This is a genomic window from Bradyrhizobium sp. cir1 (genome assembly GCF_014198245.1).
In the GTDB taxonomy this organism is placed as follows: domain Bacteria; phylum Pseudomonadota; class Alphaproteobacteria; order Rhizobiales; family Xanthobacteraceae; genus Bradyrhizobium.
Window position 1 is genome coordinate 154,257 of sequence record NZ_JACIHE010000013.1, and the last position, 22,157, is coordinate 176,413.

Sequence of the window (22,157 nt, forward strand, 5' to 3'; positions counted from 1 at the left end):
TGGGAGGTTAACATGAGATTAATCTGGATTGCCATCGCTGCTGCAGCCGCGATGCTGGCAGGGCCTGCGTTGGGCCAGCAATGGCCCGCCCGCAGCGTCAAGCTGATCGTGCCTTATCCCGCCGGCGGCAATGTCGACAGCGCCGCGCGCATCATTGCCGACAAGCTCCAGGAAAAGCTCGGCCAGCCCTTCATCATCGAGAACAAGGCCGGCGCCGGTGGCATGATCGCGGGCGAGGCCTTCGCGAAATCGGCGCCCGACGGCTACACGCTGTTCGTCGGCGCCAACGGCCCGGTGCTGTTCGCAACCGAGATCAACAAGCGCGACGCCTATAACTGGAAGAAGGACTTCCTGCCGATCTCGACCATCTCGATGACACCGCTGGTGCTCGAGGTGCATCCGTCGGTGCAGGCCAGCACCTTCAAGGAATTCATCGAGCTCGCCAAGCGCGAGCCCGGCAAGCTGACCATGGCCTCGCCCGGCCCCGGCACCACCAACCATCTGCTCAGCGAGCTGATGCAGTCGAACCTCGACCTGCAATGGGTTACCGCGCACTACCGCGGCAATGCGCCGGCGATCAACGATCTCTTGGGCGGCCAGGTGCAGTTCGCATTCGACCAGCTCACGGTCAGCCTCCAGCACATCAAGGCCGGCCTGTTCCGCGCGCTGGCCGTCACCTCACCGCATCGCCTGAAGTCGCTGCCCGACGTGCCGACCTTCGCCGAGCTCGGCTACAAGGACTTTGACGGCCAGACCTTTACCGGCCTGTTCGCGCCCGCTGGCACGCCGGCGCCGGTCGTGGAGAAGCTTCACGAGACGCTGGTCGCGATCCTGAAAGACCCGGGTGTCGTCGACAAATTCGAAAAACTCGGCGGCGAAGCCACGCCGATGACGCCGGACGAGTTCAGGGCCTATCTGGAGCGCGAGGACGCCAAGTGGATTCCGGTCGTGCGCAAGGCCAACATCAGGGCTGAATGATCGATGCGGATCGACCCAACCGAGCTCGGCGCCGAGCGCATCTACCGCCTGATGACCGGCATCGTGGTGCCGCGTCCGATCGCCTGGGTCACGAGCCTGTCAAGCAAGGGCGTGCTCAATCTCGCCCCGTTCAGCGCCTTCACCTTCGTCTCGCAGAAGCCGCCGATGCTCGCCATCAGCGTCGGCCGCAAGGGTGCCGACTACAAGGACACCGCGCACAACATCCTCGACACCGAGGAATATGTCATCCACATCGCCGATACGCCCCTGATGAATGCGGTGCACGACAGCTCCGTCGAGCATCCGCCTGAGATCAGCGAGGTCGAGCATCTCGGGCTGGAGACGCTGCCCTGCGAGCGCATCAAGGTGCGTCGGCTTGCGGCCGCACCCGTCGCGATGGAGTGCCGCTTCCGCCAGTGCCTCGAATTCGGCGATGCCAAGAGCCGGCTCATCGTCGGCGAGGTCGTGATGTTCCATTTGCGCGACGGCCTCGTGAACGACGGCAAGGTCGAGACCAAGGCGCTCGACCCGATCGCGCGCATCGGCGGCCCGCGCTACGCCCGCCTCGGCGAGATCGTGACGCTGAACACCGTGTTCCAGACTCCCAAATCGAAAGACTGAGTGCGCGGGCCTCTCGCGGGCCGGTCATCCCGCCCAGCCGCCTCAAGATCATCGGAGGAAATGACAATGCGACTCCTGAGCTATCTCCTGGACGGCGAGGCGCGCTATGGCGCGGCCGTTGCTGGCGGTGTCGTCGATCTGACCAAGCGGATCGGCCGCGACTTCTCGGATGTGAAGGCGCTGATCGCCGCCAATGCGCTCGCCGATGCGCAGGAGGCTGTTGCCGGACAAAAGCCCGACTACGCGCTGGACAAGCTCGTCCTGTTGCCCCCGGTGCTGGCGTCGGAAAAGCTCTGGTGCATCGGCGTCAACTACGCCGAGCGCAACGCGGAGTATAAAGACAATTCGGACCTGCCCAAATATCCCAGCTTGTTCGTGCGCAGCATGTCCTCGATGACGGGCTCCGGTCAGCCGCTGGAGAAACCGAAGGTCTCCGATCAGCTCGACTATGAAGGCGAGCTCGTCATCGTGATCGGGCAGGGCGGCCGCCACATCTCGCGCGAACAGGCGTGGTCGCACATCTTCGGTATGACCTTGTGCAACGAGGGCACGATCCGCGACTGGCTGCGCCACGGCAAGTTCAACGTCACGCAGGGCAAGAATTTCGACCGTTCCGGCAGCATCGGCCCGTGGATCGTCACGGCGGACGAGCTCGACCCGCGCGGGCCGCACGACATCGTCACGCGCGTCAACGGCGAGGTGCGGCAGCAGGACACGACGGAACGGCTGATGTTCCCGTTCGATTTCCTGATCTCCTATCTCTCCACTTTCGCAACCCTCAAACCCGGCGACATGATCGTCACGGGCACGCCGACCGGCGCGGGCGCGCGCTTCGACCCGCCGCGCTGGCTCAAGGTGGGCGACGTCGTCGAGGTCGAGTCGAGCCGCATCGGCGTGCTGCGCAACATCGTCGCCGCGGAGCAATAGACCATGCTGGACAGCGCCACGATCGAACGCCTTGCCGCGCGTCTTGATGAAGCCGAGCGCACCAAGGCGCTGATCCCGATGTTCTCGAAAGAGTATCCGGACTTCAGCATCGAGGATGCCTACGCCATCCAGCGCGCCTGGACCAAGCTCCAGCTCGGCCGCGGCCGCGTCATCAAGGGCCACAAGATCGGCCTCACTTCGAAGGCGATGCAGAACGCGGTCGGCATCAATGAGCCCGATTACGGCGTGCTGTTCGCCGACATGTTCTATGCCGACGCAACACCGATCCCGTTCGACCGCTTCCATGCGCCGCGCATCGAGGTCGAGCTCGCCTTCGTGCTGAAGGCGCCGCTGCGCGGGCCCGACTGCACCATCTTCGACGTGCTCAACGCCACCGACTACGTCACGCCCGCGCTGGAGATCCTGGAGACGCGCATGCATCGCGTCGACCCTGAGACGGGCAAGACCCGCAAGGTCATGGACACGATCTCGGACAACGCCGCCAACGCCGCGCTGGTGCTCGGCGGCCGGCCGATCCGTCCGATGGACGCGGACCTGCGCTGGATCGGCGCGCTCCTGTTCCGCAACGGCGAGGTCGAGGAGACCGGCCTTGCCGCAGGCGTGCTCAATCATCCCGCCAACGGCATCGCCTGGCTCGCCAACCGCCTCGCGCCGCATGACGAATATCTCGCCGCCGGCGAAGTCGTGCTGGCAGGATCGTTCACGCGTCCGGTCGACATCCGTCGCGGCGACACCTTCCACGCCGACTACGGCGCCTTCGGCTCGGTGTCGTGCCAGTTCGTCTGAAGCAACAACAAGAAGGGAGCGCACCATGACCGGTCAAACGCGGCGCAAGAGCATCCACATCGGCGGCTTCAAGCACGTCAATCCGATCCCGAACGCCTGCCGCATCGGCAATCTCGTGATGTCCGGCGTCATCCTCGGCCGCGATCCCGCGACGAATGCGATGCCGGAGAGTCTCGATGCCCAATGCGCCAACATGTTCGCGCATATGAAGGCGACGGTCGAGGCCGCCGGCGGCACCACCGACGATATCATCAAGATGACGGTGTGGCTGAAGGACCGCTCGCAGCGCGGCCCCGTCAATGTCGAGTGGCTGAAAATGTTTCCGGACGAGCATTCGCGCCCGGCGCGCCACGCGCTGCCGATGGACAACATGGATGGCGGCGCGCTGGTGCAGTGCGACTTCACCGCCGTGATCGACTGAGGAGTTTTGCGCATGCCGACCTATCTGCCGTTCGATCCCAATCCGCGCCGCCCGGTGAAGGCGCCTCCGCCGAAGACCATCGACAGCCAGTTCCACGTGCTGGGGCCGATCGACAAATATCCGGAGCGTCCCGGCGCCGCCTATCGGATGCCGACCGCGACCTGGGAAGCGGCGCTGCGCATGCACAAGACGCTCGGCATCGAGCGCGGCATCATCGTGCAGACCACGACCTATGGCGCCGATCATGCCGTCGTGCTCGACGGTCTCGCCGCGATGGGTCCGAACTATCGCGGCTGCGCCAACGCGCTGGTGTTCGCGGAGGCCGACGATTCCTATCTTGCCAAGCTGCATGATGCCGGCGTCCGCGGCGCGCGCTTCAGTTTTCGCCAGGAGCTCGGCGCGGTGCTGTCGGATGCCGATTTCGCCCGCGCCATCGCCCGCATCCGCGAGCTCGGCTGGTACGTCAAGATACAGCCGGAGAAGGACGGCATCGTCTCCAGCGTCGCCAAATACGAGAATCTCGACGTGCCCGTGCTGATCGACCACATGGCGCGCCCCGATCCGCTAGCTGGCAAGAACGATCCGAACCTGCGCAAGATGCTGGAGCTGCTCAAGAAAGGCAATTTCTGGGTGATGCTGTCGCTCGGCGAGAAGACCTCGAAGGCCGGGCCTCCTTACGACGACGTCATCCCGATCGCGCGCGCCTATATCGAGGCGGCGCCCGACCGCTGCGTCTGGGCCAGCGACTGGCCGCATCCGGTCTCGGTCAAGCAGCCGCCGAACGATGCCGATCTGCTCGAGCTGATGTACCGCTACGCGGCGGATCAGGCCGAGCTGGAGAAGATCCTGGTGCACAATCCGGCGAGGCTGTTCGGCTTTCCGGATTAGAGCCTCCTCGTCATTGCGAGGAGCGAAGCGACGAAGCAATCCAGCCTATTTCCACGGAGATAATCTGGATTGCTTCGCTGCGCTCGCAATGACGAGCGCCGTCTCCACATTACACCGCCGGCTGCTTCGCCAGCCGGTCGCGCACCTCGGCTGCGATCTCGAACGAGCGCAGCCGCGCGGCGTGGTCGTAGATCTGCCCCGTCGTCATCAATTCGTCCGCGCCGGTCTCAAGGATCAGCGCTTTCAGCTTCTCTTCCACCACTTCGGGCGAGCCGACCGCGGAGCAGGACAGCGACTGGCCGACGCCCGCCTTCTCCGCCGGCGACCACAAAGCATCCATGTCGTCCACCGGCGGCGGGAGGGGCCCGGGCGTGCCGCGGCGCAGGTTGATGAACTGCTGCTGCAGCGAGGAGAACATGCGCTGCGCCTCCGCATCGCTGTCGGCGGCGAACACGTTGACGCCGATCATCGCATAGGGCTTGTCGAGCTGGGCTGAGGGTTCGAAGCGCGCGCGATATTCGCGCAGCGCCGGCATCATCATCTGCGGCGCGAAATGCGAGGCAAACGCGAACGGCAGCCCGAGCATCGCGGCCAGCTGCGCGCCAAACGTGCTCGAGCCCAGGATCCAGAGCGGCACCTTGGTCCCCATGCCGGGCACGGCGCGGATCGCCTGGTTCGGCTGCACGTCGCCCAGCAGCGCCTGCAGCTCCAGCACATCATGCGGAAAATTCTCGGAACTGGTGGCAAGGTCGCGCCGCAGCGCCCGCGCCGTGAACTGGTCCGTGCCCGGCGCCCGCCCGAGCCCGAGATCGATCCGCCCGGGATAGAGCGACTCCAGCGTGCCGAACTGCTCGGCGATGACCAGCGGCGAATGGTTCGGCAGCATGATCCCGCCGGACCCGACGCGGATCGTCTTGGTGCCCCCTGCGACATGTCCGATCACCACCGACGTCGCCGCGCTCGCGATGCCCGTCATGTTGTGATGCTCGGCCAGCCAGAAGCGCTTGTAGCCCCACCTCTCCGCATGCTGCGCGAGATCGAGCGAATTGCGGAACGCCTGCGCCGCATCGCCGCCCTGGCGGATGGGAGCGAGGTCGAGCACGGAGAAGGGGGTCATGCGTGGGGTACCGGAGTGGAGGGGATGCGCGATCGAGGATCACATGTAGTGTCAGCGCGTCGGATGGGTAGGGCACTTGCGAAACCCATCATCTTCGCCACCGAACGAGTCTGATGGGTTTCGCTTCGCTCACCCCATTCTACGCGCTAAGGTGTTTTCCTTGACCTTTTTCGAAGGCAACTCATCCCCATGGCTTTCTGGACAGCGGGCTCGTTCGCAGTGGTGGTCGCCTATTTGTTGGGTTCGATCCCCACGGGCTATCTGGCGGGGAAACTCCTTGGGGGGATTGATATTCGTCAGCATGGCTCCAGATCCACCGGCGCCACGAATGTGTTGCGGACCCTTGGAAAATGGCCCGCGTTGCTGGTGCTGGTCGCCGACGTGCTGAAAGGCGTGGCGGCCATCATCGTTGCCCGCGCGTTCTGTCCCTGGCTCTATGCCGCACTGTTTCCGATGCCGCCGACGGCGTCTGACCTGCAAACCTGGGTGCCATGGGCCGTTTGCCTGGCCGGAATTGCCGCGCTGCTCGGGCATAGCCGCTCGATCTGGTTGAGCTTCACAGGCGGCAAATCCGCCGCGACCGGGCTCGGCGTGTTGCTGGCGATGTCGTGGCCCGTGGGACTGGGAGCTGCCGCGGTCTTCGGCCTCGTGCTGGCTGTTGCCAGGATCGTCTCCCTGAGCTCGATGCTCGCGGCATTGACCGCAATCGTTCTGGTCTGCGCCCTCGCGCAGCCGCTGCCTTATCGATTGTTGGTGATCGCAGGCGGCATCTACGTGATCTTTCGCCATCGCGCCAACATTCAGCGCCTGCTCACGGGAACGGAGCCGCGCCTGGGTCGAAATGGCCCGGACACGAAGGCAGAAGCGCAGGTGTAGCCATCGTCCGCGCCGATATGTGCTCTGCTTGCCGCAAGTAGCGGCGGGGCGTATCCTTGCGCAATGACTGTCACGGCCCCCGATCTGAAAGCGTTCCTGCTGGCGACGCCGTTCTTCGGCGGTCTGCCGGATCAAAGCCTCGACCTCCTGATCTCGATGCTGGTCGAGTGCCGCCTGGATGCCGGAGCAACCGTCGTGGCCGAGGGCGAGCCGGGACGCTCGATGTTCATCGTCAAGTCCGGTCGGCTGGCGGTGAGCAAACGCACGAATTCAGGCAGCGTCGTCCCGATTTCCCGCCTGGAGCCTGGTGATTTCTTCGGCGAGATGACGCTGATCGAAATGCAAAATCGCTCGGCCACGGTGGTCACGGAGAGTCCGACGGTGCTGTACGAGCTGACGGCCCGAAAGCTCTACGCCTGCTACAAGGCCGATATCCACGCCTATGTGATCGTCCTGCAGAACATCAATCGCGAGCTGTGCCGGCGGCTGCGCCGTGCGGATGATCGGTTTACAGCGCATCAGATGGGTGAAGACAATTGACGACGCGTAGGATGGGTAGAGCACTTGCGAAACCCATCATGTCTCGTCACCGAGCAGACGCCGATGGGTTTCGCTTCCGCCTTCGCTCTTTGAGCTACGGCGGACAAGTCGCTCTACCCATCCCACGCACGTTTCGCAAAAAGGTCTGCAAGTCCGCTGAAGCGAGCGTGATCTCTCATAGTCCCGCCGCGTATGCTCAGGTCTTGGCCAGAGAGATCCGGACGTTCAGGGAAGCCTGGTACGGCTAGAGCAACGCCATTGAGTGCAGCGAGTTTCTATGAAAGCCGAAGGCAACCAAGCCGGACAGAAGCAGCACAGTCCCAGTCACGATCAGGAAAAACGCAAACACTATCGGAGCCTCTGGTTCGTCATGAATGAGAAGACGATAATAGATAAAATTTTACCGACAATCGAAAGGAAGAATTAACCTTACTTGCGCGGTCCAACAGGCAGGAGCCTCGGCGGACGTGTCGGCGGGCTTGTGTGCTCCATGCATGTCAATTTGACCCGTCGGGCAAAACACCCGCCTCCCTCAAAACTCCGTCAACCCCCTCCCGCAAAAATATTCCACTTTACCGAAATTCGGATTTGCGGCAGTATCGCGCCATCCCGGTCCCCGGAGAGGGGCGATCGTACGTCGTAACGAACGTGGATCGGGGTGCGGTGGACGCGGCTGCGTCGGGCATGCGAAGGCGGGACCAGGGCGAGATGAACCTCGTGAGGTCTGGCTGCGTGCTGACGGACGGCGCCAACACCTTCGCGAAGCTCCTCGGGGCGAAGCAGGGTGAAGCTGCGTACGGCAAAACCGTGTGGTCCTGACCGTCGTTGCTACGGTCAAGCCTTGCGGAGATGCCTCGGGGCTCAACCGGGCCTGGAGACATCGTCAATTCGCGAGGTGACGGAGGCCAGAAGGAACTCGGCTCCGGGGAGAGCAGGCATAAGCCGTCAAACCACTGCGCAGGGAAGGCCGTGTGTTGGGCTTCACCTGTATGCCGCTGTGCAGTTTTCTGCGTGTGCTTTCGCACAGTGGACCGTGGGTGCCAGCCGGCACCCGGCCTTCCCTGCGCTCTCTTCAAAGAAGAGGGGCAAGGAAAACAGCAAAACTCGGGCGCCAGATGCCGCGAGAATGCTGAATCATGTCTGATTGAACGAAGAGAATGGTGCTGCCAGACAGGATTGAACTGTCGACCTCTCCATTACCAATGGAGTGCTCTACCACTGAGCTACGGCAGCATGTGCTGGGATCAGAATCGGCCGCCACGGGGGCCTACCAAGCGGGCCGATATCTGCCACAAGCCCCCCTCCTGTGCAAGCTTGCTAGGCCCGTGAAAACGAGAAAATCGGGCCGATATCGGGGCTAAAATGCCCGTTTTCGCTCGAAACGACCGACTCTCCCCGATTCGGGGTCCGATATCCCCGCCCAACTGGCCAGTTGGCCCGGGGGGCGGATTCGATCCATTTCGAGTTTCGCACGATCGGATTGCGCTCGCCTCTTGAGCTGCCATGTTCGTTGGGCATGTTATGGCCGATCCCGGCGATGGACCATTGATGACTGACCGGAACGACAAGAACGCGAGACAGGACTCGAGACGGGGCCCGGCGTCCCGGGACGACCGGCTGAAATCGGCGCTGCGCGAGAATCTCAAGCGACGGAAGCTGCAGGCGCGCGAGCGCGCCGCAATCACCGAGCCCTCGCAGAATGACGATGGTTCCCTAAATGAGGGGACCGCCGGCAAGACCGGCGATTGAAGTCCGGCGATTGAATACCGGCAGCTAGATTGGAATGAGCGGGAATGACGATGCCGCAGGACGAGGTGCAACGAACCGACCGGGAGGCGCTAATGGCGCAGTTCACACGTCCCGAGCAGACCTTTCCGACGCTGACTCAAGTCGAGATCGAGCGCCTGCGCCATTTCGGCGAGCTCAGGCACTATGAGGACGGCGAGCTCCTGTTCGAGACCGGCAAGCCAGGGCCCGGCATGTTCGTGGTGCTGGCGGGCCATGTCGCCATCACCCAGCGCGACGGCCTTGGTCACGTCACCCCGGTGATCGATCAGGGGCCGGGGCAGTTCCTGGCCGAACTCGGCCAGCTCTCGGGCCGGCCGGCGCTGGTCGACGGCCGTGCCGAGGGCGAGGTCGAGGTGCTTCTCGTTCCGCCGGACCGGCTGCGGGCGCTGCTGGTGGCCGAAGCCGAGCTTGGCGAGCGCATCATGCGCGCGCTGATCCTGCGCCGGGTCAATCTGATTCAGGGCGGCATCGGCGGTCCCGTGCTGATCGGGCCGTCGAACTCCGCCGGCGTGGTGCGCCTGCAGGGCTTTCTCACCCGCAACGGCCAGCCGCATCATCTGCTCGATCCCAATAGCGAGCACGACGCCGCCGAATTGATCGCGCGCTATTCGCCGAAGCCGGAGGATTGGCCGCTCGTCGTCACGGCGGGCGGCACGGTGCTGCGTAATCCCAGCGAGACCGAGCTCGGCCGCGCCATCGGCATGATCGGCGGGGCCAAGGACAACCGTATCTACGACGTCGCCATCGTCGGCTGCGGGCCGGCAGGGCTGGCGACCGCGGTCTACGCGGCATCAGAAGGTCTCTCGGTCGCGGTCGTCGATACCCGCGCTTTCGGCGGCCAGGCCGGCGCCAGCGCGCGCATTGAGAATTATCTGGGCTTTCCGACCGGCATCTCCGGCCAGGCGCTGGCGGGCCGCGCCTTCACCCAGGCGCAGAAGTTCGGCGCCGACATCATGATTCCGATGTCGGTGAGCTCGCTGGATTGCTCGCGCGCCAACGGCACCTTTGCGCTGGCGCTGGATTGCGGCGACACCTTGCGCTCGCGCGCGGTGGTGGTCGCGAGCGGCGCGCGCTATCGCCGGCCTGAGATCGCCAACCTCGACAAGTTCGAGGGCCGCGGCGTCTGGTACTGGGCATCGCCCGTGGAGGCGCGGCTCTGCGCCGGCGAGGAGGTGGCGCTGGTCGGCGCCGGCAATTCGGCAGGCCAGGCCGCGGTGTTCCTGTCGGGCCATGCGAAGCGCGTGCTGATGATCATCCGCGGCGGCGGCCTGGGCGCCAGCATGTCGCGCTATCTCATCGAGCGCATCGAAGCGACGCCGAACATCGAATTGATGTTCAACACCGAGATCACCGCGCTCGAAGGTGACGAGACCTCGCTGCTGCGGCGCATCCGCTGGAAGAGCCGGCTGTCTGACGACGAGGACTCCGCCGACATCCGCAATCTCTTTTTGTTCGTCGGCGCCGATCCCGCCACCTCCTGGCTCGACGGCTGCGGCGTCACGCTCGATCGCGGCGGCTTCGTCGTGACGGGCGCGCAGTCCGAGCTGAACCAGGGCAACCTGGTGGCGCCGCTCGAGACTTCGGTGCCCGGCGTCTACGCCGTCGGCGACGTCCGCTCCGGCTCGGTCAAGCGCGTCGGCGGCGCCATCGGCGAAGGCGCACAGGTCGTCGCCTCCCTGCACGGCTATCTCGGCGACGCCGCAAAACCGGCGCTTTAGTCAAGCAGAAGACAAGCGGACGGCAAGACGAATCCGGCTTGCTATCGTGGTGTGTCCTACGGACTATCGTCTCGTCGCGAGGCCAATCGCGCGTGGAAAAACAAGGATTCCCAAGGGAGGACTCAATGGCTGAAATCGTCGTGCTGTACAAAACACCCAAGGATGCTGCCGCCTTCGACAAGTACTATGCCGAAACGCACATTCCGCTCGCCAAGAAACTTCCCGGCCTGAAGAAATACGCCGTCAGCAAGGGGCCGGTCGCATCTCCCGCAGGTCCTTCCGGAATCCATCTCGTCGCCATTCTCACCTTTGACAGCGTGGCCGACATTCAGGCGGCCTTCGCCAGTCCGGAAGGCAAGGCGACCGGCGCCGACGTGCCGAAATTCGCCAGCGGCGGTGCCGACCTCTTGATCTTCGACACCAAGGAAGTCTGAGGGATCGATTCAACTTTCGTCGAAAGCCTGCTGTCATTTGCGACGGCGCTGCAAGAAATTCAGCCATGCGTTTGTCGATTCGCACGATGACGCATGGCTGCGCGCATGCATGTACGACAACGCATGTGGCAATCCCATGAGGACCGTAATACTACTCTCGTTGTCTCAATGCAGAGTGTAGGAGAGATGTCATGGTGCTCGGGTTGAGTCTTCCCGCCTTCACGTTGGTCCATGTCATCATCAGCCTGATCGCCATCGTCGCCGGCCTCGTCGTGATGTTCGGCCTGCTCGGCTCGAAGTCGATGCCTGTTCTCACCGCGATCTTCCTGCTGTTCACCATCCTCACCAGCGCCACCGGCTTCCTGTTTCCGTCTAGGGAGCTGCTGCCCTCGCACATCATCGGCATCATCTCGCTGGTGCTGCTCGCGATCGCCTGCGTCGCGCTCTACGGCATGAAGCTCTCCGGGGTCTGGCGTCCGGTCTACATCGTGACCGCGATGGTCTCGCTCTACTTCAACGTCTTCGTGCTGGTGATCCAGTCGTTCCTGAAGGTGCCGGCACTCGCCGCGCTCGCGCCCGCCGTGCCGCCGGCGCCGCCATCGGGGCCGGTGTTCGCCGTGGTGCAGGGCACCGTGCTGGTGTTTTTCGTCGTGCTGACGATCGGCGCCTGGCGCCGCTACAAGCCGATGGCATTTGTCTGATCACACGATTCTCATCGCCTTTAGGGCCGGTGCGGGTCTCGATCTCGCATCGTCGCACAACCATCTCCGCCTCGTGGGCTCGCGTCTCGCGGGCGCCGAACTGATTCTCACTGAAGGAGGCATTCATGCCCAGCATCATCACGAAAGACGGCGTCGAGATCTTCTACAAGGACTGGGGCTCGGGCCAGCCGATCGTGTTCAGCCATGGCTGGCCGCTGTCGTCGGACGATTGGGACGCGCAGATGATGTACTTCGTCACGCGCGGCTACCGCGTCATCGCCCATGACCGCCGCGGCCACGGCCGCTCGGCGCAGGTCGCCGACGGTCACGACATGGATCACTATGCCGACGATCTTGCCGCGCTCACCGCCCATCTCGACCTCACGAACGCGATCCATGTCGGCCACTCCACCGGCGGCGGCGAAGTCGTTCACTACATCGCCCGTCACGGCGAGAGCCGCGTCGCGAAGGCCGCGATCCTCTCCGCGGTGCCGCCGCTGATGGTGCAGACCGCGGCCAATCCCGGCGGCCTGCCGAAGAGCGTGTTCGACGATTTCCAGGTCCAGCTCGCCGCCGGCCGCTCGGCGTTCTACCGCGACATCGCGGCGGGCCCGTTCTACGGCTACAACCGCCCCGGCGCGAAACCCTTGGAAGCGGTGATCGAGAACTGGTGGCGCCAGGGCATGATGGGCGGCGCAAAAGCGCATTACGACGGCATCGTCGCCTTCTCGCAGACCGACTTCACCGAGGACCTGAAGAAGATCAACGTCCCTGTGCTGGTGATGCACGGCGACGACGACCAGATCGTGCCCTATGCCGACTCGGCGCCGCTGTCAGCAAAGCTGCTCAAGAAGGGTATCCTGAAGACCTACAAGGGATTCCCCCACGGCATGCCGACCACCCACGCCGAAACGATCAACGCCGACCTGCTGGCGTTTTTCAGGGAGTGAGGTGTCTTCCTTCTCCCCCTGCGGGAGAAGGGGGCGCGAAGCGCCGGATGAGGGGTTCTATCCGCGAATACATTTGAGAGTGAGTATGCGGAGACAACCCCTCACCCGTCTCAATCGCGCAGAGCGCGATTGATCCACCCTCTCCCGCAAGGGGAGAGGGAAGAATGTCACTTCAATATCGCCCGGATCGCATCGAAGGTGCGCTTCACGAAAGCCTCCGGCTTCTCGCGTGCACCCTCGCCGATCCAGCTCTCGCCGCCGACGCGCATCGCGCCGGTGGCGATCATGGCGACGAGCCGCGCCTTCAGCTGGTCCGATTTGTTTCTCGCGCGCCGTGCAAGCCCCTCGGCGAGCGCGCGCTCGAGCTTCTCGTATTTGAGCTGGTCGCGAGCGTGGAGCGCGGGATTGTCGCGCTTGAGCCGCGACATGGCCGCGGCTTCCGCGGGATCGATCCGCTTGAGCGCCGCTGCGATCGCGTTCTCCGCCGCCGTCAGCATCGATTCGTCCGCGGGCCGCGCCAGGATCTCGGTGACCAGCGCGGCCGCGGCATCCTCCTGCCAGGCGGAGACGACGTCCTCCTTCGAGGCGAAGTAGTGGAAGAAGCTGCGGCGCGAGACATCGGCAGCCGCCGCGATCTCGTCGATGGTCGTGGCCTCGAAGCCGCGCTCCAGGAACAGCGCCATCGCCGCGCGGGTCAGCCGCTCGCGAGTCTGCTGCAGCTTGCGCTGGCGCAGGCCGGCAGCGGGCGGCGATTTTGCGGCCGCTGACAATGGCTTGGCGCCCTTCCTGACCGCCTTCGAAGCCTTCAAATCATTTCACCTCTTGCAAACTTGCACTGAGTGCACATTTAGACCGGTCGCGGGCCTTATTCCACCCTGATAGCGCCTGGAGACATGGCATGACCGACTGGAGCACGGCAGACATCCCCTCCCTCAGCGGCAAGATCGCGGTCGTGACCGGCGCGACGGGCGGGCTTGGTTACGAGACGGCGATGGCGCTGGCGGGCGCCGGTGCCATCGTCATACTCGCCGGGCGCAACGACGCAAAGGGCCTGCGGGCCATCGAGGGCATTTGCGAGCGGTTTCCCAATGCGCTGATCGCCTATGAGCATCTCGACCTCGCCAGCCTGTCCTCCGTCGCCGATTTCGCCAGGCGCTTTGCCGCCGCCAACGAACAGCTCGACCTCCTCATCAACAATGCTGGTGTGATGGCGCTGCCGAAGCGGCAGCAGACCGCGGACGGTTTCGAGATGCAGCTCGGCACCAATTATCTCGGCCATTACGCACTGACGGCGCGCCTGCTGCCGCAGCTTCGCCGGGCGAAGACGCCACGCGTCGTCAGTCTCTCCAGCCTTGCGCACCGCTCCGGCGCGATCAACTTCGACGATCTGCAGGGCAAGCATTGCTATCGTCCCTGGCGCGCCTATTGCCAGTCCAAGCTGGCGATGCTGATGTTTGCGCTGGAATTGCAGCGCCGCAGCCTCGCCGCCGGTTGGGGCGTGATGAGCCTTGCCGCCCATCCCGGCTACGCACGGACCGATCTCATTTCGAACGGGCCGGGCGCCAACACATTCCGTTGGCGGGTCGGCCGATTGCTCCAGCCGATGATGAGCCAGTCCGCGGCCGAAGGCGCATTGCCCACCTTGTTTGCGGCGACCTCGCCCGGCGCTGAACTGGGCGGCTATTACGGTCCGAACGGCTTCTACGAATTGAAAGGACCGCCGGCGCCTGCGAGGATCATGCCGCAGGCGAAGGACTTTGCCTCCGCGGCGATGCTGTGGGATGCCTCGGCAACGCTGACCGGTGTATCGTTCGACGATATCGCGGTCGCTGCATGAGCCGCGACACCGTTGGGGACGTCCCGATGCGAGTGATCATCTTCGGCGCGACCGGCATGGTCGGGCAGGGCGTCTTGCGCGAGTGCCTGATCGATCCCGGCATCGCGCGCGTGCTCGTGGTCGGCCGCAGCCCGACCGGCGTGCACGACGCCAAGCTCGCCGAGATCATCCACGATGATTTCCTGAACTATTCGGCGATCGAAGCGCAGCTCACCGGCTACGATGCCTGCTTTTTCTGCCTCGGCGTCTCCTCGATCGGCATGAGCGAGGCGCGCTACCGCCATCTCACCTACGACCTCACGCTCGCGGCTGCGACGACGCTGGCGCGGCTCAATCCGCAGATGACTTTCACCTATGTCACCGGCGCCGGCACCGATTCCACCGAGCAGGGCTCGCGGATGTGGGCCCGGGTCAAGGGCAAGACCGAGAACGATCTGCTCAAGCTGCCGTTCAAGGGCGCCTACATGTTCCGGCCCGGCGCGATCCAGCCGCTGCACGGCGCCCGTTCCAAGACCGCCTGGGTGCAGGCCACCTATACCGCAACCTGGCCGCTCTGGTCGGTGCTGCGTCGGATATCGCCTTCGCTCGTCACCTCGACCGAGCAGATCGGCCGCGCCATGATCCATGTTGCCCGGGAGGGGTATCCGCGGAAGGTGCTGGAAATGGAGGATATCAATAGCATCTAGCCGGCCGGCCGGTTAGTTGTAAGGAAATTTCGGCGCCTGCGCGCGTTGAGCCACGTCCGCCCTGAAGGAGAAGCGCCGGCGATGTCTCCCCAGCTCAAAATGATCGCGCTCGATGCCGACGATCTCGCCGTGATCTCGGCCCATGTCCAGGACGCCCGCGTGCAGGCCTCGGACATCATCTGGCGGCAGGGCGAGAAGCGCCTGGTGATCGGCATGAGCCGGCTGGACTGGGAGCAGACCCTGGACGGCGCGACCGAGCCGCGCCGGCTGGTCGCCGCGCTCCGCTTCGACCGCGTGCTCGCCTGCAAATCGCGCAACATCGATTTGGGCGCGCTGGACAAGGTTCTGGACCTCGTTGGCATCGAGTTTCACCCCCAGGACGGCCGCGCCGAAGAGCCCGGCGGCAGCGCCCTCCTGCTGTTTGCCCAGGGCGGCGCCATCCGCTTGGACGTCGAATGCCTGGAATGCGAGTTGACGGATCTGGGTACGGACGATCTGGGGACGGGTGTGGAGGTCGAGGGGGAGGGGTGAGGTGGCATGCCAACAGGGGCGGGGCCCCAAGGGTTGACGCCGCTTCCCCGCCGCGCCATTGAGCAGGGGCCCGGGTGAGCCAATCCGCCCCAAAGACCAGCCGGAAGCCAAGCCAAAATGCCCGTCCGTCTCGACCGCAGCAGCGCCGATTTTGACCAGCGATTCGCGGCCTTCCTCGCCGCCAAGCGCGAGGTTTCGGCCGACGTGGAGGCCGCCGCGCGCGCCATTGTCGACGATGTGGCGAGGCGCGGCGACGCGGCCCTGCTCGAGGCCACCGCCAAGTTCGACCGGCTGAAGCTGGATGCATCCGGCCTGCGCGTCACGGCCGCCGAGATCGAGACGGCCGTGAAGGCCTGCGATGCCGCGACGCTGGACGCGCTCAAGCTCGCGCGCGACCGCATCGAGACCTATCACAGCCGCCAGCTGCCGAAGGACGAGCGCTTCACCGATCCGCTCGGTGTCGAGCTCGGCTGGCGCTACACCGCGATCGAATCCGCCGGCCTCTACGTCCCCGGCGGCACTGCGGCCTATCCGTCCTCGGTGCTGATGAATGCGGTGCCCGCAAAGGTCGCCGGCGTCTTGCGCCTCGTGATGGTGGTGCCCTCGCCGGATGGCAAGCTCAATCCGCTGGTGCTGGCAGCCGCGCATCTCGGCGGCGTCACCGAGATCTACCGCGTCGGCGGCGCGCAGGCCGTCGCCGCGCTCGCGCACGGCACCGCGACCATCGCGCCGGTCGCAAAAATCGTCGGTCCCGGCAACGCCTATGTTGCCGCCGCAAAACGGCTGGTGTTCGGCAAGGTCGGCATCGACATGATCGCCGGTCCCTCCGAGGTGCTTGTCATCGCCGACGACACCGGCAATGCCGACTGGATCGCCGCTGACCTCTTGGCGCAGGCCGAGCACGATGCCAGCGCGCAATCGATCCTGATCACGGATTCCGCGCGGCTTGCCGCCGATGTCGAAAAGGCCGTGGAGGCGCAGCTGAAGATGCTGCCGCGCGCCGCGATCGCAGGGAGCTCGTGGGCGGATTTCGGCGCCATCATCATGGTGAAGAATCTCGCGGAGGCCATCCCGCTCGCGGACGCGATCGCCGCCGAGCATCTCGAGATCATGACGGTTGACCCCGACGCGCTCGCCGCAAAGATCCGCAATGCCGGCGCGGTGTTCCTTGGGGCCCATACGCCTGAGGCGATCGGTGACTATGTCGGCGGCTCCAACCACGTGCTGCCGACGGCGCGCTCGGCGCGATTCTCCTCGGGCCTGTCGGTGCACGATTTCATGAAGCGCACCTCGATCCTGAAATGCGGCCCGGATCAGCTCCGCGCGCTGGGACCTGCCGCGATGACGCTCGGCAAGGCGGAGGGGCTGGATGCCCATTCGCGCTCGATTGGATTGCGCCTCAATCTGTCATGACAAAGCCGCCCGAACAGGACGACTCCAACAATCGCATCGTCGCGGTCACTCTCGACGAGGACTCGATCGGCCGCTCCGGGCCGGACATCGAGCACGAGCGCGCGATCGCGATCTACGACCTGATCGAGCAGAACCTGTTCGCGCCGGACGGTGCGGACGGGCAAGGGCCGTTCACGCTGCATATCGGCATCACCGGCAATCGCCTGATGTTCGACATCCGCCGCGAGGACGGCACGCCCGTGGTCGCGCATCTGCTGTCGCTGACGCCGTTCCGGCGGATCGTGAAGGACTATTTCATGATCTGCGACAGCTACTACCAGGCGATCCGCACCGCGACGCCGGACAAGATCGAGGCCATCGACATGGGCCGCCGCGGCATCCATGACGAGGGATCGCGCACGCTGCAGGAGCGGCTGAAGGGCAAGGTGCGGGTCGATTTCGAGACCTCGCGCCGGCTGTTCACGCTCATTACTGTCCTTCATTGGAAAGGCTAAACGCGGATGGCTGCGCCCCCACGCGCACGCGATCCGCAATCGGTGCTGTTCGCCTGCGCGATGAACAGCGTGCGCTCGCCGATGGCCGAGAGCCTCCTGCAGCACATGTTTCCGCAAGGCCTCTACGTGAAGTCCGCCGGTGCGAGAAAGGGCGAGCTCGATCCGTTCGCGATCGCCGTGATGGGCGAGCTCGGCCAGGACATCTCCACGCACAAGCCGCAGACCTTCGAGGAGCTCGAGGACTGGGAGGGGCTGAATTTCGACCTCATCATCACGCTCTCGCCGGAAGCGCACCACAAGGCGCTGGAGCTGACCCGCACGCTCGCGGCCGATGTCGAATACTGGCCGACCCAGGACCCCACCACCATCGAGGGCAGCCGCGACCAGAAGCTCGCCGCCTATCGCGAGGTCTGCGACCAGCTCCTGCTGCGCATCCGCCGGCGGTTCGCCAAGGTTGGCGCGGCGAGCGGGTGAGGGACGACTGCTGCTTCGCTCCCTCTCCCCGCAAGCGGGGAGAGGCGAAGGGCCCGTAACACCCGCGTCACAGAGCGCAGGCACAGCCATGTCGGAGACATCGAATCAGCAAAGTCCGGGTTCCCGGGTTGTGAAATCAGCCCCCTTCCGATAGGTTCCGCGCGCAATTCACCCCTGCCTCATCCCCCAAATCACCTGATGCTCGGCCGCCCCAAATTCGTACTTGCCTCCGGTTCGCCGCGGCGCCTGTCGCTGCTCAACCAGGCCGGCATCGAGCCGGACGCACTCCGGCCGGCCGACGTCGACGAGACGCCGCGGCGGGGTGAGCTGCCGCGCGCCTGCGCCAATCGGCTCGCGCGGGCCAAGGCCGATGCGGCACTCAAATCGGTGCAGCTCGACGACGAGCTGCGCGGTGCCTTCATCCTCTCCGCCGACACCGTGGTGGCGGTCGGCCGCCGCATCCTGCCCAAGGCCAATCTCGTGGATGAAGCTGCGCAGTGCCTGCGGCTGCTGTCGGGCCGCAACCACCGCGTCTACACCGCGATCTGCCTCGTGACCCCGCGCGAGGCCTTCCGCCAGCGCCTGGTCGAGACCCGCGTCCGCTTCAAGCGCCTGTCGGAGGACGACATCCAGGCCTATATCGGCTCCGGCGAATGGCGCGGCAAAGCCGGCGGCTACGCCGTGCAGGGCATCGCCGGCTCGTTCGTGGTGAAGATGGTCGGCTCCTACAGCAACGTCGTCGGCCTGCCGCTCTACGAGACCACGACGCTGCTCGGCGGCGAGGGGTTTCCGATCCGCTTCGGCTGGCTCAACTCCACCGCGGTGTGAGCGCCAGGCCGCGCCGACAAAAACCTCGAAAACAACCCCATGCACAGTAGAATGGCCCGGCCGGGTTCGGGTGGCGGCGCATGTGCCGCCACTCCGGGAACCCCTTCGCCGACAGGCGCTTGAACTCCCTCACCCCGTGTAAGCTGCGCGCATCATGGACGACCAGGTCAAAAAGCCCGCCGGGCCGCTCAAAACCTGCCCGATCTGCGGCAAGCCGCAGGCGCAGGCCACCCGCCCGTTCTGCTCCTCGCGCTGCCGCGACGTCGATCTGAACCGCTGGCTGAAGGGTACTTACGTCATCCCCGGCCGCGACGACGATGTGGATGACGTTGAATAATGAAGTAATATCAATTGCTTAATTGAGCGGCCGTGCCGCCGCCTCGGTGAGGCCCCACCTTGTGCACAGCCGGGCCGCGCCCCGCGAAGCCAAGGGCGAAGCGTGGGTGGACAGGCAGCTCTCGGCCCACTATAAACCGCCCGCTCGATGGGCTTTGGCCCCTCTCTTGGAGCACGCCCAGGTAGCTCAGTTGGTAGAGCATGCGACTGAAAATCGCAGTGTCGGTGGTTCGATTCCGCCCCTGGGCACCAAGGCCCGCCCTTCAGCAGCGGTTGCCCGAATTCCACTTTCCGACGTCGCTCCTGCATCTCTAAGAAAACCGGGGCGCCGCTTGCGGTGGCTGTTCGTTCAGCCAGCCGACGAATGGATGATGACACCGTGCTGCTCGGCAATTGCAGCGATGGTCTGGATCGGTGGCACCTGTCCGCCCCGTTTTCCGAGCTCGTCGAAGGTGGCGAACATGCGATCGAGGCCCGCGCCTGGCATCGCGAACACCAGGAGGCGCGCCGTATCAGTGCCGACGTTGCGGTAGCCGTGGCGCCGATGGCGCGGTGCAAAGAGAAATGCGCCAGGACCGAGACGCAACGGATCGGCAGCACCTTCGACCTCCACGAGCACTTCGCCACTCAGCACATAGAAGGCTTCGTCCTCGCGGGTATGCGTGTGTGCCGGCGCGCCGCAGCCTGGCGGCACGATCGATTCCCACACCGAGAATTGCTGGCCGGTCTCACTCGCCATCGCCTTGTAGCTGTGCGTCACACCCAGCACGTCGAGCATAGGTCCGGTGTCCGGCGTCCGAAAGAGCGGGCTCAATTGCGAAACATCGCGGCGTGCCTCGTTGCTCATGGGGAGCCTCCGCGATCGGGTTGCGATGACGTCGTTGAGCAGGAATGAACCCGCCTCATGCCCGCAAGGTTCCTCGCATAAAGGATGTGATGCGCGTGCCGAGGTTGCGCGATGTGGAACCAGCCTTGCCGATTGATGGAACACCACTTGCCGCAATTGCAGCGCTTCCCAGATGAATGGGGTGGTCGCCGCTCGGCTCGGAGAGCGGGGGCCCGTCTTAGGTTCTCCGCCGGGGAGACCGGCCATGTCCTTGCCGACACCTGCAAACGAAACGGAACGGTTGGCTGCCCTGCGCGCGCTCGACATCATCGATAGCGCGCCGGAAGCCGCTTACGATGAAATCACCGAGCTTGCGGCGCAGATCTGTGGTTGTCCGGTCTCTTATATCAGCTTCATCGATGACGACCGACGGTGGCTCAAGGCAAGATATGGTTTGCCAGCTGAAGCGACTGACGCACCGCGTGAGAGTGCCATCTGCACGACAACGATTTGCGGTACGGAACTGCTCGTCGTTCCCGACTTGAAGCGGGATTCCCGCTTTGAGAATAGCCGGATGGTCACGCGGGAGCCGTCCTGCCGCTTCTATTGCGGGATGCCGCTCATTACCGATGAAGGCTATGCGCTTGGAACGCTGTGCGTGATGGATTTCGAGCCGCGGCAACTCTCTTTCGAGCAGACTGAATCGCTGCGACGGCTGTCGCACCAGGTGCTGGCGCAACTGGAGCTCCGTCGGAAACTGATCGAGCACGGCCGGACCATCAGGGAGCTGGATCAGGCGCGCCTCGAGGCAACTGCCGAAAGAGCGCGTGCCGAAGAGCTGCTCCGCAACGTCCTGCCGGCGCCGATCGCCGACGAGCTGGAGCGCAGCGGCAAGGTTCAGCCGAGATACACACGGTCGGCAACCATTCTGTTCGCGGATATTCAAGGCTTTACGCTGCTGGCTGAACGGACCGAGCCGGCCAGGCTCATCAATCTTCTGGACGCGTATTTCTCAGCCCTTGACGAGATCGGCGCCCGATACGGTCTGGAGAAGGTCAAGACCATTGGCGATGCCTACATGGCGGTTGCCGGCGTGCTTTCGCCCGAGCGACGACATTCGATCGATGTTTGCCTCGCGGCGCTGGAGATGCGGATCCGGCTTGATCAGTTGAAGGCGCGAAGCGAAGCGATCGGAGAATGTGCCCTCCAATTGCGCATCGGCATCCATACTGGACCGGTCATTTCCGGGGTCGTCGGTCACCGCAGGATGACCTTCGATATCTGGGGCGATGCGGTCAACACCGCCTGGTTCATGGAAGCGTATGGGGTCGTCGGGCGGATCAACGTCTCGGAAACCGTAGCCGGACATGTCCACGGGCTGTTCGAACTGGAGCCGCGCGGCCCTATCGAAGCCAAGCACGAACGCTCGCATGAAATGTTCTTTCTCAACGGCTTGAAGAAGGAATATTCGCGCCATGGCGACGGCCATCTGCCGAATGACCATTTTCTTGCGGAGTATGACCGTATCGGTGGTTCGCGGTTGGCCCCATAGCCGGACCATCGCGCCGTGCGCAGCTGATTCCCGAACCAGATCCCGCCCGCCCATTCCTGGCACTCCGCTTGCTCAGCTGAGTCCAATCCAGGCCCCAGCAGAGGTGGCCGTTTCAGATTGAGGCAAGTCATGCAGGAAGTGTCCCGTTCTGGTGCTGGTGAACTCCAGCTCGATGCGTTGATCGCCGATTTGTGGTGGCGTGTTCGGCTGCTGAACACCGACATTCTCGAGGAAGAAGCGAAAACCGGGGTGTTCGACGTGAAACAGCCGACCTATCCGCTGCTCGCGGCCAATCTTCGCGCGCGACGCGACAATCTGGTGTCGACGATCGGCGTGCTCGAGCAGCGTGCGAAATCAATGTCGGAAGCGGCTTGAGCGCGGTCTTCGGTTGAGGGCTGCGATCAGCGGCCCTCA

Annotated in this window: 26 protein-coding genes and 2 tRNA genes; 24 read left to right on the forward strand and 4 right to left on the reverse strand. The window is 64.6% G+C overall.

Annotation, left to right across the window (positions count from 1 at the left end):
- Window positions 1-12 precede the first annotated feature (12 nt).
- The 6 genes from GGD63_RS24885 to GGD63_RS24910 all read left to right on the forward strand — a co-directional run bounded on the left by GGD63_RS24885 (window position 13) and on the right by GGD63_RS24910 (window position 4,642).
- On the forward strand, window positions 13-978 hold the full coding sequence (locus tag GGD63_RS24885; RefSeq protein WP_183245792.1) for a tripartite tricarboxylate transporter substrate binding protein: 966 nt from the start codon (window positions 13-15) through the stop codon (window positions 976-978).
- Between the two features lie 3 nt (window positions 979-981).
- Entirely contained in the window at window positions 982-1,599 is a 618-nt protein-coding gene (locus GGD63_RS24890) for a flavin reductase family protein (RefSeq protein ID WP_183245793.1), read from the forward strand.
- A gap of 66 nt (window positions 1,600-1,665) precedes the next feature.
- Window positions 1,666-2,526 (forward strand): fumarylacetoacetate hydrolase family protein, encoded by an 861-nt coding sequence (locus tag GGD63_RS24895; protein ID WP_183245794.1) that lies wholly within the window; start codon window positions 1,666-1,668, stop codon window positions 2,524-2,526.
- 3 nt (window positions 2,527-2,529) lie between these two features.
- Window positions 2,530-3,333: a 2-oxo-hept-4-ene-1,7-dioate hydratase gene (gene hpaH / locus GGD63_RS24900; protein ID WP_183245795.1), complete on the forward strand. Its 804-nt coding sequence runs from the start codon at window positions 2,530-2,532 to the stop codon at window positions 3,331-3,333.
- Between the two features lie 25 nt (window positions 3,334-3,358).
- Window positions 3,359-3,754: a RidA family protein gene (locus GGD63_RS24905; protein WP_027575064.1), complete on the forward strand. Its 396-nt coding sequence runs from the start codon at window positions 3,359-3,361 to the stop codon at window positions 3,752-3,754.
- A gap of 12 nt (window positions 3,755-3,766) precedes the next feature.
- Entirely contained in the window at window positions 3,767-4,642 is an 876-nt protein-coding gene (locus GGD63_RS24910) for an amidohydrolase (RefSeq protein WP_183245796.1), read from the forward strand.
- 109 nt (window positions 4,643-4,751) lie between these two features.
- On the opposite strand, the gene GGD63_RS24915 is transcribed toward GGD63_RS24910, so the two are convergent.
- Window positions 4,752-5,759 (reverse strand): LLM class flavin-dependent oxidoreductase, encoded by a 1,008-nt coding sequence (locus GGD63_RS24915; RefSeq protein WP_183245797.1) that lies wholly within the window; start codon window positions 5,757-5,759, stop codon window positions 4,752-4,754.
- Window positions 5,760-5,948: 189 nt separating this feature from the next.
- Here GGD63_RS24915 and plsY point away from each other — a divergent pair, with 189 nt between their 5' ends.
- Window positions 5,949-6,635, forward strand: coding sequence for a glycerol-3-phosphate 1-O-acyltransferase PlsY (plsY, locus tag GGD63_RS24920; protein WP_183245798.1), 687 nt, complete (start codon window positions 5,949-5,951; stop codon window positions 6,633-6,635).
- Between the two features lie 63 nt (window positions 6,636-6,698).
- Window positions 6,699-7,175: a Crp/Fnr family transcriptional regulator gene (locus GGD63_RS24925; RefSeq protein ID WP_183245799.1), complete on the forward strand. Its 477-nt coding sequence runs from the start codon at window positions 6,699-6,701 to the stop codon at window positions 7,173-7,175.
- A 1,158-nt stretch (window positions 7,176-8,333) separates the two neighbouring features.
- Here GGD63_RS24925 and GGD63_RS24930 read toward each other — a convergent pair.
- Window positions 8,334-8,408: transfer RNA gene (locus tag GGD63_RS24930), tRNA-Thr, on the reverse strand.
- Between the two features lie 315 nt (window positions 8,409-8,723).
- Between GGD63_RS24930 and GGD63_RS24935 the strand changes: the two genes are divergently transcribed.
- The 5 genes from GGD63_RS24935 (at window position 8,724) to GGD63_RS24955 (ending at window position 12,766) form a co-directional block, all read left to right on the forward strand.
- Window positions 8,724-8,924, forward strand: a complete 201-nt coding sequence (locus GGD63_RS24935; RefSeq protein WP_183245865.1) for a hypothetical protein — start codon at window positions 8,724-8,726, stop codon at window positions 8,922-8,924.
- 50 nt (window positions 8,925-8,974) lie between these two features.
- On the forward strand, window positions 8,975-10,681 hold the full coding sequence (locus GGD63_RS24940; protein ID WP_183245864.1) for an FAD-dependent oxidoreductase: 1,707 nt from the start codon (window positions 8,975-8,977) through the stop codon (window positions 10,679-10,681).
- Window positions 10,682-10,806: 125 nt separating this feature from the next.
- Entirely contained in the window at window positions 10,807-11,115 is a 309-nt protein-coding gene (locus GGD63_RS24945; RefSeq protein ID WP_124159447.1) for an EthD family reductase, read from the forward strand.
- Window positions 11,116-11,306: 191 nt separating this feature from the next.
- Window positions 11,307-11,816: a hypothetical protein gene (locus GGD63_RS24950; RefSeq protein WP_183245800.1), complete on the forward strand. Its 510-nt coding sequence runs from the start codon at window positions 11,307-11,309 to the stop codon at window positions 11,814-11,816.
- A 125-nt stretch (window positions 11,817-11,941) separates the two neighbouring features.
- A complete protein-coding gene (locus GGD63_RS24955; RefSeq protein WP_183245801.1) occupies window positions 11,942-12,766 on the forward strand; it encodes an alpha/beta fold hydrolase in 825 nt (274 codons plus the stop codon).
- Between the two features lie 167 nt (window positions 12,767-12,933).
- Here GGD63_RS24955 and GGD63_RS24960 read toward each other — a convergent pair whose 3' ends face one another.
- Window positions 12,934-13,575: a TetR/AcrR family transcriptional regulator gene (locus tag GGD63_RS24960; RefSeq protein ID WP_183245802.1), complete on the reverse strand. Its 642-nt coding sequence runs from the start codon at window positions 13,573-13,575 to the stop codon at window positions 12,934-12,936.
- 89 nt (window positions 13,576-13,664) lie between these two features.
- On the opposite strand from GGD63_RS24960, the gene GGD63_RS24965 reads away from it, so the two are divergent.
- From GGD63_RS24965 to GGD63_RS25005, 9 genes are all read left to right on the forward strand, one after another.
- Window positions 13,665-14,603, forward strand: coding sequence for an SDR family oxidoreductase (locus tag GGD63_RS24965; protein WP_183245803.1), 939 nt, complete (start codon window positions 13,665-13,667; stop codon window positions 14,601-14,603).
- A gap of 26 nt (window positions 14,604-14,629) precedes the next feature.
- Window positions 14,630-15,289: an NAD(P)H-binding protein gene (locus GGD63_RS24970; RefSeq protein ID WP_183245804.1), complete on the forward strand. Its 660-nt coding sequence runs from the start codon at window positions 14,630-14,632 to the stop codon at window positions 15,287-15,289.
- Between the two features lie 81 nt (window positions 15,290-15,370).
- Window positions 15,371-15,820 (forward strand): DUF2948 family protein, encoded by a 450-nt coding sequence (locus GGD63_RS24975; RefSeq protein WP_183245805.1) that lies wholly within the window; start codon window positions 15,371-15,373, stop codon window positions 15,818-15,820.
- A 117-nt stretch (window positions 15,821-15,937) separates the two neighbouring features.
- Window positions 15,938-17,233 (forward strand): histidinol dehydrogenase, encoded by a 1,296-nt coding sequence (hisD, locus tag GGD63_RS24980; protein WP_183245806.1) that lies wholly within the window; start codon window positions 15,938-15,940, stop codon window positions 17,231-17,233.
- Window positions 17,230-17,727 carry a UPF0262 family protein gene (locus GGD63_RS24985; protein WP_080135152.1) on the forward strand — a complete coding sequence of 166 codons (498 nt, stop codon included), beginning with the start codon at window positions 17,230-17,232 and terminating at the stop codon, window positions 17,725-17,727. The genes hisD and GGD63_RS24985 overlap by 4 nt, the downstream gene beginning before the upstream one ends.
- Window positions 17,728-17,733: 6 nt before the next feature.
- Complete coding sequence (locus GGD63_RS24990; RefSeq protein ID WP_183245807.1) at window positions 17,734-18,201, forward strand: low molecular weight phosphatase family protein; 468 nt, start codon at window positions 17,734-17,736, stop codon at window positions 18,199-18,201.
- A 198-nt stretch (window positions 18,202-18,399) separates the two neighbouring features.
- The gene (locus GGD63_RS24995; RefSeq protein ID WP_183245808.1) at window positions 18,400-19,029 is read left to right on the forward strand and encodes a Maf-like protein; all 630 of its coding nucleotides are present in this window, start codon (window positions 18,400-18,402) and stop codon (window positions 19,027-19,029) included.
- Between the two features lie 154 nt (window positions 19,030-19,183).
- Window positions 19,184-19,366, forward strand: a complete 183-nt coding sequence (gene yacG / locus GGD63_RS25000; protein ID WP_183245809.1) for a DNA gyrase inhibitor YacG — start codon at window positions 19,184-19,186, stop codon at window positions 19,364-19,366.
- Window positions 19,367-19,541: 175 nt separating this feature from the next.
- Window positions 19,542-19,617 (forward strand) — tRNA-Phe (locus GGD63_RS25005).
- A 97-nt stretch (window positions 19,618-19,714) separates the two neighbouring features.
- Here the strand turns inward: GGD63_RS25005 and GGD63_RS25010 are convergent.
- Window positions 19,715-20,212 carry a cupin domain-containing protein gene (locus GGD63_RS25010; protein WP_183245810.1) on the reverse strand — a complete coding sequence of 166 codons (498 nt, stop codon included), beginning with the start codon at window positions 20,210-20,212 and terminating at the stop codon, window positions 19,715-19,717.
- Between the two features lie 244 nt (window positions 20,213-20,456).
- On the opposite strand from GGD63_RS25010, the gene GGD63_RS25015 reads away from it, so the two are divergent.
- Both GGD63_RS25015 and GGD63_RS25020 read left to right on the forward strand, forming a co-directional pair.
- Window positions 20,457-21,743, forward strand: a complete 1,287-nt coding sequence (locus GGD63_RS25015) for an adenylate/guanylate cyclase domain-containing protein (RefSeq protein ID WP_183245811.1) — start codon at window positions 20,457-20,459, stop codon at window positions 21,741-21,743.
- Between the two features lie 129 nt (window positions 21,744-21,872).
- Complete coding sequence (locus GGD63_RS25020) at window positions 21,873-22,118, forward strand: hypothetical protein (protein WP_183245812.1); 246 nt, start codon at window positions 21,873-21,875, stop codon at window positions 22,116-22,118.
- Window positions 22,119-22,157: the final 39 nt, after the last annotated feature.

Excerpts from the sequence above, each read along its gene's own strand:
- GGD63_RS24885 (WP_183245792.1), top strand. The coding sequence starts at position 13 with ATGAGATTAATCTGGATTGCCATCGCTGCTGCAGCCGCGATGCTGGCA.
- GGD63_RS24890 (WP_183245793.1), top strand. The coding sequence starts at position 982 with ATGCGGATCGACCCAACCGAGCTCGGCGCCGAGCGCATCTACCGCCTG.
- GGD63_RS24895 (WP_183245794.1), top strand. The coding sequence starts at position 1,666 with ATGCGACTCCTGAGCTATCTCCTGGACGGCGAGGCGCGCTATGGCGCG.
- hpaH (WP_183245795.1), top strand. The coding sequence starts at position 2,530 with ATGCTGGACAGCGCCACGATCGAACGCCTTGCCGCGCGTCTTGATGAA.
- GGD63_RS24905 (WP_027575064.1), top strand. The coding sequence starts at position 3,359 with ATGACCGGTCAAACGCGGCGCAAGAGCATCCACATCGGCGGCTTCAAG.
- GGD63_RS24910 (WP_183245796.1), top strand. The coding sequence starts at position 3,767 with ATGCCGACCTATCTGCCGTTCGATCCCAATCCGCGCCGCCCGGTGAAG.
- GGD63_RS24915 (WP_183245797.1), bottom strand. The coding sequence starts at position 5,759 with ATGACCCCCTTCTCCGTGCTCGACCTCGCTCCCATCCGCCAGGGCGGC.
- plsY (WP_183245798.1), top strand. The coding sequence starts at position 5,949 with ATGGCTTTCTGGACAGCGGGCTCGTTCGCAGTGGTGGTCGCCTATTTG.
- GGD63_RS24925 (WP_183245799.1), top strand. The coding sequence starts at position 6,699 with ATGACTGTCACGGCCCCCGATCTGAAAGCGTTCCTGCTGGCGACGCCG.
- GGD63_RS24935 (WP_183245865.1), top strand. The coding sequence starts at position 8,724 with ATGACTGACCGGAACGACAAGAACGCGAGACAGGACTCGAGACGGGGC.
- GGD63_RS24940 (WP_183245864.1), top strand. The coding sequence starts at position 8,975 with ATGCCGCAGGACGAGGTGCAACGAACCGACCGGGAGGCGCTAATGGCG.
- GGD63_RS24945 (WP_124159447.1), top strand. The coding sequence starts at position 10,807 with ATGGCTGAAATCGTCGTGCTGTACAAAACACCCAAGGATGCTGCCGCC.
- GGD63_RS24950 (WP_183245800.1), top strand. The coding sequence starts at position 11,307 with ATGGTGCTCGGGTTGAGTCTTCCCGCCTTCACGTTGGTCCATGTCATC.
- GGD63_RS24955 (WP_183245801.1), top strand. The coding sequence starts at position 11,942 with ATGCCCAGCATCATCACGAAAGACGGCGTCGAGATCTTCTACAAGGAC.
- GGD63_RS24965 (WP_183245803.1), top strand. The coding sequence starts at position 13,665 with ATGACCGACTGGAGCACGGCAGACATCCCCTCCCTCAGCGGCAAGATC.
- GGD63_RS24970 (WP_183245804.1), top strand. The coding sequence starts at position 14,630 with ATGCGAGTGATCATCTTCGGCGCGACCGGCATGGTCGGGCAGGGCGTC.
- GGD63_RS24975 (WP_183245805.1), top strand. The coding sequence starts at position 15,371 with ATGTCTCCCCAGCTCAAAATGATCGCGCTCGATGCCGACGATCTCGCC.
- hisD (WP_183245806.1), top strand. The coding sequence starts at position 15,938 with ATGCCCGTCCGTCTCGACCGCAGCAGCGCCGATTTTGACCAGCGATTC.
- GGD63_RS24985 (WP_080135152.1), top strand. The coding sequence starts at position 17,230 with ATGACAAAGCCGCCCGAACAGGACGACTCCAACAATCGCATCGTCGCG.
- GGD63_RS24990 (WP_183245807.1), top strand. The coding sequence starts at position 17,734 with ATGGCTGCGCCCCCACGCGCACGCGATCCGCAATCGGTGCTGTTCGCC.
- GGD63_RS24995 (WP_183245808.1), top strand. The coding sequence starts at position 18,400 with ATGCTCGGCCGCCCCAAATTCGTACTTGCCTCCGGTTCGCCGCGGCGC.
- yacG (WP_183245809.1), top strand. The coding sequence starts at position 19,184 with ATGGACGACCAGGTCAAAAAGCCCGCCGGGCCGCTCAAAACCTGCCCG.
- GGD63_RS25010 (WP_183245810.1), bottom strand. The coding sequence starts at position 20,212 with ATGAGCAACGAGGCACGCCGCGATGTTTCGCAATTGAGCCCGCTCTTT.
- GGD63_RS25015 (WP_183245811.1), top strand. The coding sequence starts at position 20,457 with ATGTCCTTGCCGACACCTGCAAACGAAACGGAACGGTTGGCTGCCCTG.
- GGD63_RS25020 (WP_183245812.1), top strand. The coding sequence starts at position 21,873 with ATGCAGGAAGTGTCCCGTTCTGGTGCTGGTGAACTCCAGCTCGATGCG.